Annotated in this window: 9 protein-coding genes and 1 riboswitch; all 9 genes read right to left on the reverse strand. The window is 65.4% G+C overall.

Annotated elements, in window-relative coordinates; genetic code table 11:
- Positions 1-6: 6 nt before the first annotated feature.
- The 9 genes from cysN to K7G82_RS00700 all read right to left on the reverse strand — a co-directional run bounded on the left by cysN (position 7) and on the right by K7G82_RS00700 (position 12,054).
- On the reverse strand, positions 7-1,929 hold the full coding sequence (cysN, locus tag K7G82_RS00660) for a sulfate adenylyltransferase subunit CysN (protein WP_222987891.1): 1,923 nt from the start codon (positions 1,927-1,929) through the stop codon (positions 7-9).
- A 136-nt stretch (positions 1,930-2,065) separates the two neighbouring features.
- On the reverse strand, positions 2,066-2,965 hold the full coding sequence (gene cysD, locus K7G82_RS00665) for a sulfate adenylyltransferase subunit CysD (protein ID WP_222987892.1): 900 nt from the start codon (positions 2,963-2,965) through the stop codon (positions 2,066-2,068).
- Between the two features lie 337 nt (positions 2,966-3,302).
- Positions 3,303-4,586 carry a homogentisate 1,2-dioxygenase gene (gene hmgA, locus K7G82_RS00670; protein WP_222987893.1) on the reverse strand — a complete coding sequence of 428 codons (1,284 nt, stop codon included), beginning with the start codon at positions 4,584-4,586 and terminating at the stop codon, positions 3,303-3,305.
- A gap of 101 nt (positions 4,587-4,687) precedes the next feature.
- Positions 4,688-5,773: a 4-hydroxyphenylpyruvate dioxygenase gene (hppD, locus tag K7G82_RS00675; RefSeq protein WP_222987894.1), complete on the reverse strand. Its 1,086-nt coding sequence runs from the start codon at positions 5,771-5,773 to the stop codon at positions 4,688-4,690.
- Between the two features lie 150 nt (positions 5,774-5,923).
- The gene (locus K7G82_RS00680; protein ID WP_222987895.1) at positions 5,924-7,150 is read right to left on the reverse strand and encodes an NAD(P)/FAD-dependent oxidoreductase; all 1,227 of its coding nucleotides are present in this window, start codon (positions 7,148-7,150) and stop codon (positions 5,924-5,926) included.
- Positions 7,151-7,336: 186 nt separating this feature from the next.
- A complete protein-coding gene (locus K7G82_RS00685) occupies positions 7,337-8,125 on the reverse strand; it encodes an ABC transporter ATP-binding protein (protein WP_222987896.1) in 789 nt (262 codons plus the stop codon).
- Positions 8,116-9,042: a FecCD family ABC transporter permease gene (locus K7G82_RS00690; protein WP_246623194.1), complete on the reverse strand. Its 927-nt coding sequence runs from the start codon at positions 9,040-9,042 to the stop codon at positions 8,116-8,118. Before K7G82_RS00690 ends, K7G82_RS00685 begins: the two co-directional genes overlap by 10 nt.
- 208 nt (positions 9,043-9,250) lie before the next feature.
- On the reverse strand, positions 9,251-10,153 hold the full coding sequence (locus tag K7G82_RS00695; protein WP_222987898.1) for an ABC transporter substrate-binding protein: 903 nt from the start codon (positions 10,151-10,153) through the stop codon (positions 9,251-9,253).
- Complete coding sequence (locus K7G82_RS00700) at positions 10,153-12,054, reverse strand: TonB-dependent receptor plug domain-containing protein (RefSeq protein ID WP_343228495.1); 1,902 nt, start codon at positions 12,052-12,054, stop codon at positions 10,153-10,155. The genes K7G82_RS00695 and K7G82_RS00700 overlap by 1 nt, the downstream gene beginning before the upstream one ends.
- 81 nt (positions 12,055-12,135) lie before the next feature.
- Positions 12,136-12,333: riboswitch (cobalamin riboswitch) on the reverse strand.
- Positions 12,334-12,335: the final 2 nt, after the last annotated feature.

Raw genomic sequence — 12,335 nt, forward strand, 5'->3', positions numbered from 1 at the left:
TTGGAATCACAGTTCCGGGCTCCACACGCCGACGATCTGCTCGACGATGCGTTCGGCCGCCTGTTCGGGCGTGATGCGGGTCGTGTCGATATGGACCTCGGGATTTTCGGGCGCCTCATAGGGGCTGTCGATCCCCGTGAAGTTCTTGAGTTCGCCGGCCCGCGCCTTTTTGTAAAGGCCCTTCACGTCGCGCGCCTCGGCCTCCGCCAGCGGCGTGTCGACGAAGATCTCGATGAATTCGCCCGCCGGCAGCATCGATCGCACCAGTTCGCGTTCCGCGCGGAAGGGTGAGATGAAGGCGGTGAGCACGATCAGGCCCGCATCGGTCATCAGCTTCGCGACCTCGCCGACGCGGCGGATATTCTCGACCCTGTCGGCATCGGTGAAGCCGAGGTCCTTGTTCAATCCGTGGCGGACATTGTCGCCGTCGAGCAGGAAGCTGTGCTTGCCGAGCGCGTGCAGCTTCTTTTCGACGAGATTGGCGATGGTCGACTTGCCCGAACCAGAGAGCCCGGTGAACCAGAGCAGGCGCGGTTGCTGGCCCTTCTGGCTGGCATGGGCTTCGCGCGTGATGTCGACGGCCTGCCAATGGACGTTTTCGGCGCGTCTGAGGGCGAAGTGGATCATGCCGGCGGCGACGGTGGCGTTGGTCATCTTGTCGATGAGGATGAACCCGCCCAGGTCGCGGCTGTCGGCATAGGGCTCGAACACGATCGGCTTGTCGGTCGAGAGATTGGCGACGCCGATCGCGTTGAGCTCGAGCGTCCTGGCCGCAAGCTGTTCGAGCGTGTTGACGTTGACCTGATATTTGGGCGCCTGCACGCTGGCCGACACGGTCTGCGTGCCCGTCTTCAGCCAATAGGAGCGGCCGGGCAGCATCGCCTCGTCCGCCATCCACACGATCGTCGCCTCGAACTGGTCCGCCGCCTGGGGCGGCGCTTCGGCGATGGCGATCACGTCGCCGCGCGAGCAGTCGACCTCGTCGGTGAGCGTGAGCGTCACCGACTGGCCGGCGACCGCCTGTTCCAGATCTCCGTCAAGCGTGACGATGCGCGCGATCCGCGAGGTCTTGCCCGAGGGGATGATCCGCACCGCGTCGCCCGGACGGACGGTGCCCGCCGCGATCAGCCCGGAAAAGCCCCGGAAATCGAGATTGGGGCGGTTGACCCATTGCACCGGCATCCGGAAGGCGCGCGCCTGATCGGCGGTGGCGTCGACCTCCACCGTCTCCAGATGCCCCATCAAGGTTGGCCCCTTGTACCAGGGCGTGTTGTCCGACAGCGCGGTGATGTTGTCGCCCTTGAAGCCCGAGATCGGCATGGCGACGAAGCTCTCGATGCCGATGCTCCTGGCGAAGCAGCGATAATCCTCGACGATCGCGTCGAAGCGCAGCCGGTCATAGCCGACCAGATCCATCTTGTTCACCGCCAGCACGATGTGGCGGATGCCGATCAGGTGCGCGAGATAGGAGTGGCGCCGCGTCTGGGTGAGCACGCCCTTGCGCGCGTCGATCAGGATGACGGCGAGATCGGCGGTCGAGGCGCCCGTCACCATGTTGCGGGTATATTGTTCGTGCCCCGGCGTGTCCGCGACGATGAACTTGCGCTTCTCGGTCGAGAAGAAGCGATAGGCGACATCGATGGTGATGCCCTGTTCGCGCTCGGCGGCGAGCCCGTCGACGAGCAGCGCGAAATCGATCTCCTGCCCCTGGGTGCCGACGCGCTTGCTGTCCGCTTCCAGCGCGGCAAGCTGATCCTCGAAGATCATCTTGCTGTCGTAGAGCAGCCGCCCGATCAGCGTCGACTTGCCGTCGTCGACCGAGCCGCAGGTAATGAAGCGCAACAGGCTCTTGTGCTGGTGCGCCTCCAGATAGGCGTCGATATCCTCGGCGATCAGCGCCTCGGCCTGGTAGGAGGAGGGATTGGTCATTGATTACCCCCTGTCGCTCCAGCGAAAGCTGGAGCCCATGCAATATTGTTGGTTGCGGTGAAGCTGCCGGCATCGCCTAGGCCCCGGATCAAGTCCGGGGTTGACGTGGGCGTCACGCTTCGCATGACGCTCCACATCAAAAATACCCCTCCTGCTTCTTCTTCTCCATGCTCGCCGACTGGTCATGGTCGATCGCGCGGCCCTGGCGTTCCGATGTCGTCGTCAGCAGCATTTCCTGGATGATCTGCGGCAATGTCGCCGCCTCGCTCTCGACAGCCCCGGTCAGCGGATAGCAGCCCAATGTCCGGAAGCGGATCGAACGCTCCACCGGCACCTCGCCCTCGCGCAGCGGGAAACGATCGTCGTCGACCATCAGCAGCAGCCCGTCGCGCTCCACCGTCGGGCGTTTCGCCGAGAAATAGAGCGGCACGATCGGGATATTCTCCAGATGGATATACTGCCAGATATCGAGCTCGGTCCAGTTCGAGATCGGGAACACCCGGATGCTCTCGCCCTTCGCCTTCTTCGCATTGTAGAGCCGCCACAGCTCCGGCCGCTGGTTCTTCGGATCCCAGCGGTGATTGGCCGAGCGGAAGCTGAACACCCGCTCCTTGGCGCGGCTCTTCTCCTCGTCGCGCCTGGCCCCGCCGAACGCCGCGTCGAAGCCGTGCAGGTCCAGCGCCTGCTTCAGCCCTTCGGTCTTCCACATGTCGGTGTGCAGCGAACCATGGTCGAACGGATTGATGCCGCGCTCCAGCGCTTCCGGATTGCGATACACCAGCAACTCCATGCCGCTCTCCGCCGCCATCCGGTCGCGCAGTTTGTACATGTCCCGGAACTTCCATGTCGTATCGACATGCAGCAGCGGAAACGGCGGTGGGCTCGGGTAGAACGCCTTGCGCGCCAGGTGCAGCATCACCGCGCTGTCCTTGCCCACCGAGTACAGCATCACAGGCCTCTCGACCTCCGATACCACCTCCCGCATGATGTGAATGCTCTCGGCCTCTAGCCGCTCTAAATGGGTCAGCGAAGTCACGCGAAAAAACCTGTCATGTCACGCATTAATGCTGCCCGGTTAGGAGCGCAACGACGGAAGCAAAAGACAGGATTAGTTGGCGGCGCGAAAGGGAGGGTTGGTTGGCGTATTGGTCGACATCCTCTCCTCCCTGCGCTTCAGCGCGGGGAGGGGGACCGCTCCGGCGCCAGCCGGAGTGGTGGAGGGGAAATGCGGAGCATGACTTTGCGCCGGATCAGCCAGTCATTCTGCCGATGATTTCATCTGGAATCGCATAAATGTCGACATCGCATTCCCCTCCACCACCAGCCGGTGGCTGGCGGTCCCCCTCCCCATCAAGATGGGGAGGAGAGGGGCGTCAGGGCAGTTTCGCCTTGGGGAAACCGCCCCAGACCGTGTCGTAATCGCCCTGGAGGTCGGCGCTCTCCATGGCGTGGCGGGTGGGGCGGTAAGGCCAGCAGCTTTCCACCATGAACGCCATCGTGCCGTCGATCTTGTGCGGCTTCAATTCGGCATGGCTCGCGGCTTCCCACGATGCGACGTCGGGGCCATGACCGGCCATCAGATTGTGCAGGCTGATCGCGCCCGGCGCGAAGCCGTCCGCCTTCGCGTCATAGGCGCCGTGGATCAGGCCCATGCATTCGCTCATCACGTTGCGGTGGAACCAGGGCGGGCGGAACGTGTCCTCACCCACCATCCAGCGCGGCGGGAAGATCACGAAATCGGCATTGGCGCGGCCCGGCACGTTGCTGGGCGAGGTCAGCACCGTGAAGATCGACGGATCGGGATGGTCGTAGCTGACCGTGCCGATCGTGTTGAACTTCGCCAGATCGTAGCGGCACGGCGCGAGATTGCCGTGCCAGGCGACGACGTCGAGCGGCGAATGGTCTAGCGTCGTCGTCCAGAGCGATCCCAGATATTTCTGGACCAGTTCGAAGGGCTCGTCGCGATCCTCGAACCAGGCGACGGGCGTTTCGAAATCGCGCGGATTGGCGAGGCCGTTCGCGCCGATTGGGCCGAGATCGGGCAGGCGGAACAGACTGCCGTGATTTTCCGCGACATAGCCGCGCGCTTCGCCATCCGGCAGCAGCGCGCGGAACCGCACGCCGCGCGGGACGAGCGCGATCTGGCCCGGCGCGATATCGATCCGGCCGAGCTCGGTCAGCAAGGTCAGCCGGCCATGTTCGGGGATGAACAGCAATTCGCCATCGGCATCGACGAATGCGCGCGCCACCATGTCGGCATTGGCGCGATAGACATGCACGGCCACGCCCTCCAGCGAGGCGGCGTCCTGATTGATCATCATCGTCGCCATGCCGTCGATCAGGTCGGTCGGCGTATCGGGCATCGCCAGCGGGTTCCAGCGCAGGCGATTGGGGGAAAGGGGGCCGTCCGCGACGTCGGGCGTGAACTGCGCGGCGCCTTCATAGGGGCAATAGGGGGCGTGTTCGGCCGACGGGCGCAGTCGGTAAAGCCAGCTCCGCCGGTTCTCGTGGCGCGGCGCGGTGAAGGCGGTGCCCGAAAGCTGTTCGGCATAAAGGCCGAAGGCCGGGCGCTGTGGCGAATTGCGGCCTTCGGGCAGCGCTCCGGGCACCGCTTCGGTCGAGACGTGATTGCCGAAACCCGGGATATAACTGGTCATTGCGATCCCCTTGCCGCTTTCGGAAAAATGATGGGCATGTCCGGGTGGGGCGGGTTGTTCAGGCCCACCCCCGACCCCTCCCGCAAACGGGAGGGGAGATCCTATGCGTCTTCCTTGCTCGCGACGGCGCCGCGCTTCACCTGATCGGCCTCGATCGACTTGAACAGGGCGGTGAAATTGCCTTCGCCGAAGCCCTCGTCCTTCTTGCGCTGGATGAATTCGAAGAAGACGGGGCCGATGCGCGGCTGCGCGAAGATCTGGAGCAGCAGGCGCGGATCGTCATTCTCGGTCGATCCATCGAGCAGGATGCCGCGCTTCTGCAGTTCCTCGGTCGGTTCGCCATGGCCGGGCAGGCGATCCTCCAGCATCTCGTAATAGGTGGCGGGCGGTGCATCCATCAGCGGCACGCCGCCGGCCTTGAGCTTGTCGATGCAGGTGATCAGATCGTCGCAGATCAGCGCGATATGCTGGATGCCCTCACCATTATATTCGCGCAGATATTCCTCGATCTGGCCGCCGCCGGCCTTGCCTTCCTCGTTCAGGGGAATGCGGATCTTGCCGTCGGGCGCGGTCATCGCGCGGCTGGTGAGGCCGGTATATTCGCCCTTGATGTCGAAATAGCGGATCTCGCGGAAATTGAAGACGCGCTCGTAAAAGGCCGCCCAATGCGCCATGCGGCCGCCATAGACATTGTGCGTCAGGTGATCGATCAACTTGAAGCCCGCGCCCACCGGATGGCGATCGACGCCGGGCAGATAGACGAAGTCGATATCGTAGATCGACAGATTGTCGCCATAGCGATCGACCAGATAGATGAAGGCGCCGCCGATGCCGCGGATCGCGGGGATGCGCAGTTCCATCACCCCGGTCTTGCTCTCGACGGGCTCCGCGCCACGCGCGATCGCCTCGGCATAGGCCTTGGCCGCGTCCTTCACGCGGAACGCCATGCCGCAGGCCGATGGGCCATGTTCGGCGGCGAAATAGGCGGCGGGGCTGCGCGGTTCGTAATTGGCGATCAGGTTGATCTCGCCCTGGCGCCACAGATGCACGTCCTTCGAACGATGCTGCGCGATCCGCTCGAAGCCCATCGCCTCGAACGCCGGCTCCAGCACGCCCTTTTCCGGGGCGCAGAACTCGATGAATTCGAATCCGTCCAGGCCAAGCGGATTTTCGAACAGGTCGGTCATGATGCGCTCCAATGTAGTTTCATTTGATACTACATGTTCAGGCCGCAAGAGTCAACGCGTTCCGGTGCGCGGAGCGATGCGGAGGGAGTGTCGCGAGCCATCCCCCTCCCGCAAGCGGGAGGGGAGAATATAAGATAGTCAGGCTTGTCGTTAAGCCAGCAATTCCTTGAGCGGCGTGCCGGCGTCCGCGAGTTGTTCGCGCGTCGGCGACAGGCCTTCGAGTACGAACTTGCGACCCTGGACATAGTCCTTGGTGGCGTTGACGCAGTCGAGCGCGATCACCTTGCCGCCCTTCAGATAGACGACCGAGAACGAGCGGGCGGCGGGATCGCCGCGCAGGACGAGATCGTCATGATCGGTCGAAAGCCCAACGGTCTGGAGGCGCAGATCATATTGGTTCGACCAGAACCACGGTACCGCATGATAGGGCTGGGCATCGCCCATGATCGCCTTGGCGACGGTCGCGGCCTGATCATTGGCGTTCTGCACCGATTCGAGCCGGATGCGCTGGCCACCGCAAAAGCCGTTCTCGTGCGCGGCGCAGTCGCCGATCGCATAGATATCGGGCAGCGAGGTGCGGCAGAGATGATCGACATCGACGCCGTTGCCGCCATTGGCGCCGGCCGCGATCAGCGGGCCGACCGCGGGGATGATGCCGATGCCGACGATCACCATCTGCGCGGGGATCACCTCGCCGTCCGCCATGCGCACGCCCATGACCCTGCCGTTCTCGCCCACAAAGCCGTCCAGCCGGGCTTCCAGCCGCACATCGACGCCATGCGCGCGATGTTCTGCCTCATAGAAGCGCGACAGCGGTTCGCCGGCGACGCGCGCGAGCACGCGCGGCAGTGCTTCGAGCACGGTTACGGTCTTGCCGAACTTGCTGAGCACTGCCGCTGCCTCGAGCCCGATATAGCCGCCGCCGACCACGACGACGTCGGTGATCGAATCGAGCGCGGCCATCATCGCGTCGGCGTCCGCGCGGGTGCGCACGACATGGACGCCCGCCAGATCCGATCCCTCGCAAGGCAGCATGCGCGGCGTTCCGCCCGTCGCCCAGATCAGCGTGCCGTATCCGATCGTATCGCCGCCCGCGATCGTGACGGTCTTGCCCGCCGGATCGACCTCGGTGACGCGCTTGCCCGTCAGCATCTCGACATTGCGGTCCGCCCAGAAGCTCGCCGGACGGATCAGGATGCGTTCGAAGGTCTTTTCGCCCGAGAAATATTCCTTGGACAGCGGCGGGCGCTCATAGGGGATTTCGGGCTCGTCGCCGACCACCGCGATGCTGCCTTCGAAACCCTGCTGACGAAGCACCACCGCTGCTTGCGCGCCGCCATGGCCGGCTCCGACAATCAGGACATCATAAGACGACATGGGCACCCCCGCTTGAAAGATCGTGAGCCTGTAGAGCCTGATCGCTTGAGGTGGAAGCGCTTTGCGCTTCCGCCGATGGCGTGAATCAGGCTCTAATTCAGATTGTCGAGACCAAGATTCACACTTCAGATTGTTTCAATCTGAAGTGATCTTGGTCTAGCGCTCCGTAACGTAAATTTCGAGCACCTATTCAGCCGAGTTGCGTCTGCCGCAAGTGACGATCTGCATCGGATAGCCCCTGGCTGCCGGCAATATCTCGACCGAGAGATCGAATATTTCGGCGATGGCAGCGGGGGTGAGCGTGTCGGCGGCCGGGCCATGCGCGACCAGCCGGCCACCGTGAAGCAACGCGATATCGTCGGCGATGCGTGCGGCATGGTTGAGATCGTGCAGCACGATCACGACGCCGCAGCCGCGATCGGCGGCGGCGCGGAACCGATCCAATATGTCGATCTGATGGGCAGGATCGAGGCTGGCGAGCGGTTCGTCGGCCAACAGCCATTCGGGGCTACCGGCGAGCACGCGCGCGAGCAGCACGCGGGCGCGCTCGCCGCCCGACAATTCGTTCGCCGGTCGATCGGCGAAGCGTTCGGTGTCGGTCGCCGTCATGGCGTCGGCGATGGCGGCGCGATCGGCTTCGGACGGCGCGGCGAAGGGAGAGCGCCAGGGATGGCGGCCGAGCGCGATCACATCGCGCGCGTTCAGGCTCCAGACCAGCTCGGCGGATTGCGGCAGATAGCCGATGCGGCGCGCGCGTTCGCGCAAGGGCAGCGTCCCGATCGGTGCATCGTCGAGCATGATCGCGCCGCTCTCGGGACGCAGCAGCCCGGCGAGGCAGCGCAACAGGCTGGTCTTGCCCGCGCCGTTGGGGCCGAGCAGCACGGTGATGCGGCCGGGACGCACCGACAGCGAGATTGCGTCGAGCACAAGGCGGCGACCCAGGCTGAGCGAGAGCGACCGGGCCGTCAGAGCCATGACGACCGCCGCCGCATGTTGACGAGCAATGCGAAGAAGAAGGGGGTGCCGATCAGCGCCATCGCGATGCCCAGCCTGATCTCGCCGGCGCCGGGCGACAGCCGGACGAGACTGTCGGCGGCGAGGAGGAGCACGGCGCCGCCCAATGCGGACGGGAACAGCAGCGCCGACGGCTTCTGCCCGACCAGCGGGCGAAGGAGGTGCGGCACGATCAGCCCGACAAAGCCGACGACACCCGAAACCGCGACGCAGGCGCCGACCGCGAGGCCGAGCCCCGCGACGATGATCGCCTGCAGCCGTCCCGTCGAGAGACCGAGCGAACGAGCGGCATCCTCGCCAAGACTGAGCAGGTCGAGCGCGGGCGCGGAAAAGCCCAGCAACGCCATGCCGGCCAGGATGAGGGGCAGGGCGAGCGCGACATCGTCGAAGCTGCGATCGGTGAGCGCGCCCATCAGCCATGAGATGATTTCGGAGGTGGCGAAGGGATTGGGCGCGATCGAGATGAGGAAGGCGGTGAGCGAGCCCGACAGGCTGGACAGCACCATGCCCGCCAGGATGAAGGCGATGGCGCTGCCCGATCGGCCGACAAGCATGGCGAGCAGCAGCACGGCGGAGGCCGCGCCCGTCATCGCGCTGCCGAAGATGACGAAGGGTGACATCGCGAAGCCGAGGAAGATCGCGCCGACCGCCCCGAGCGCGGCGGTGGAGGCGACGCCGACCAATGTGGGATCGGCGAGCGGATTGCGAAGATAACCCTGGAGCACCGCACCGGACAGGCCCAGCGCCGCGCCGATCGCCGCCGCGAGGATCGCGCGCGGCAGGCGCAGTTCCAGGATGATCCACCAGCCGGTATCGTCGCCGAACCAAGCCGAGAACGGCACCCAGACCTTGCCCGCCATCAGCGACAGGCCGAACATGAGAATGCAGCCGAGCGCAAGGGAGAGCGTGATGCCGAGATTGCGGTTCACTTTGCCCTCCCCCTTGATGGGGGAGGGTTGGGTGGGGGTGATGCCGGGCATATGCGTCCAGCGTAGAACATCACCTCCGCTGCGACTAAACTCGCTGCGCTCGTCAAGTCTCGCGCCTCCCCCATCAAGGGGGAGGATCGTCGTGCTGAAACGCACATCACCCGATCTCCTTGCGGATTTCGGCCAGCCGCCTGAGGGCGGGGATGACGACCGGGCCCGCGCACCAGGAGAGATGTTCGGGGAAATCGGCTTCGACGGCCTTGCCGATCCGCGCGAAGGCGCGCTCGCGCATCGTCCGCATCCGGCTTTCATCATCGCTGCCGCGTGAGGCGGGGGGGACCAGCATCACCTTCGGCGGAGCAGAGACGACCTGATCGAGCGGCAGATAGCCGGTGAAGGCGAGCCCGTAATCGGCGGCCGCATTGCGGAAGCCGGCATGGCGCATCAGTGAATCGTCGAGCGTGCCGGCACCGGAGACGAGGCCACCGGCATGCCAGAGCAGCGCGGGGACGGGCGCGGTGCCTGGGGGCGGCAGGGCCGCCGCTGCGGCTGCATCGATCCGCGCGACGAGCGCGCGGCCCCGTGCCGGTTCGCCGATCGCTTCCGCGATCGTCATCACCTGCGCGCGCACTTCGGAGAGCGTCGCGGGGGTGTCGACCGCCAGGGTCCGGATGCCCGCGCGGGCATAGGCCTTGCGCGATGCGGCCGGCTCGAACCGGCCGAAAATGACGAGGTCGGGGCGAAGCGTCACCACCTCCTCGGCGGTGCCGGCGGTCGCGCGGAAACGGCGGGCCAGCGCCGGATCGATCGAACTCGATCCCGGATCGCGCGAGTAATGGCTGATCGCCGCGATCCGCGCATGCGGCGCGACCTCCATCAAGATGGCGTCCGCGCAGGGATTTGTCGAAACGATGCTGGCATGGCGCGCTTCAGGCACGCCGGCAGCCGAACATCCCGCAAGCAGCAGGATGATCGGCCACCAGCGTGTGGGTTTCGATATCCGGAGCGCTTCCTGGTCGAAAAACCGGTTCCCACTTTTTCGGGAAGCGCTCTGGTCCATCAGAATCCCGCCCGCACGCCGATATAAGCGGCGCGGCCGAAGGTGCCGTAGCCCGAGACGGTCTGATAATTCACGTCGAACAGGTTATCGACGCGACCATAGAGAGTGAAGCGCCCATCGATCGTGTAGGCGGCGCGGATGCCGGTCAGCACGTAGGAATCGAGCCGCACGCTGTTCGCCGCATTGTCGAAACTGTCGCCGACATGCAGCACGTCCGCCCCCAGGCTCAGCCCTTCCATCGGCGCATAGTCGACCGTGGCGGTGACGGTGTGGCGCGGGCGCCTGGCGAGGTCCTTGCCGAAATTGGCGCCGGGCGTGCGGTTTTCCGCATCGGTGAAGCTGTAGGAAGCGGTGAAATCGAGCGCTTCGACCGGCTTCATCTCAAGCAGGAATTCCAGCCCCTTGGCGCGTGCCCTGGCGATATTGTCATAGGTGCCATAGGGGCGATTGGCGCAGATGCCCGTCAATGGCGCGGCGCAGGAGATGAAGTCGATCTGGTTGCGCGTGCGGCGCTGGAACAGCGTCACGCCCGCGACGAGCGCGCCGTCGAGCAAGGTCTGCTGGATGCCGACATCATAGCTCTTCGCCTGTTCGGGCTTGAGCAGCCTGTTGCCGTAACCGGTCAGGCTGGCGTCGAGCTGGAACAGTGTGGGCGCCTTGAAACCCTCGCCGTAATTGGCGCGCAGCAAGGTGCCGGTGCCCAGCTTCAGCGCGGCATTGGCGCCGATCGTGGTGTGGCCGCCGAACTGTTCGTGATCGTCGTGGCGCACACCGCCGGTCAAGGTCAGCGCCGCGACCGGCTTGACGACGATCTGGCCGTAGAAACTGTCGATCCCGGTCTTGGCGGCGGTGCGCGAGAAGCCGTCGTCGGTCAGCAGCTTCGAGGTTTCGGTCTCCGCGCCGAACACGGCGCGGAACATCTCCGAGAGCGCCAGATCACCCTGATATTCGAAGCGCTCGGTGCGGCCGCGCGCCAGAAAGCTGGGGGCGGGGCCGAAATCGGGATTGAAATTGTCGCGATCGATATCGGCGATGACGAAGGCGAGGCGGTTCTTCAGCTTGCCGTCGAACAGCCGGGCATTGAGCCCGGCATATCCGTAGATCTCCCGCGCGGTCGAATATTCGTCGGTATCGCCGAACGCATAGGTGGGGGGCGCGAACCCGTCGAGATCGGTGCGGCTGTCGGCGAAATTGCCGCGCAGGTCGATGTCGAAATCCTCGCCCAGCGCGATGCCGAGCCGGGCATTGGCGTCATATTGGCGGAAACCGTCACGCTCGGCGCCGCCGGCGAATTGCGAGACGCCGTCCGTGCGATACCAGTTGCCGCCGATCGATCCGGAAAAGGCGCCGCTGCTGCCCGAAAGCTGTGCGGTCGCGTTGACGCTGTCATAGGATCCATATTCGGCGCGAGCCCGCGCCTGGAGCCCTTCGGCGGGCCGCGCGGTCATGATGTTGACGACGCCGCCCAGCGCCTGGCTGCCCCAGGGCACCGAATTGGGGCCGCGAACGACCTCGATCCGATCGAAATTGCCGATCATCAGATGGCCGAAATCGAAGGCGCCGGACGGGGCGGAGGGATCGCCGGCGCGCACGCCATCGATCAGCACCAAGGTCTGCCCGTCCTCGGCGCCGCGGATGCGCAGCGCGGTGACGGCGCCGGGGCCGCCGGTGCGCGTCACCGACACGCCGGGCGTGCGCATCAGCAGGTCGGTCGCGACCACCGCCTGGCTGCGCTCGATCGCGGCGCGATCGATGATGGTGACGGCCTGGCCGGTCTCGTCCGCATTCTGCGCCGCGCCGATCGCGGTGATGATGATGTCTTCCGGCGCATCGTCGGCGAGCGCCGGCGTGGCGGCGCCGGCAAAGGCGGCGGCGAGTGCGATGGTCGAAATGGTCTTCACGGCAATGTCCCTTCGTTCAACGACGTCACGATGTCGCCAAACGAGGAAGACCTCGCCCGCCCGGTGCACCCCGCCCGCGTGGAAGAACGACGATGACGGGCAGGTCTCCTGGCTCCCGGGTCAATGCCTGGTCCGCGCCGCCTTCCCGGGACAAACCCAGTGGCATATGGCGCGATGGCTCGCCGGTTACAGTAGCGGGGGCTGCCGGGGCTTCGGCCAACCGCCGTACCCCGTTCCCTTTTCATCCCGTCGCCGGGAACCCGTCATGGGCGGGCGTTTAG

The organism is Sphingomonas colocasiae (assembly GCF_019880585.1).
Lineage (GTDB): Bacteria > Pseudomonadota > Alphaproteobacteria > Sphingomonadales > Sphingomonadaceae > Sphingobium_A > Sphingobium_A colocasiae.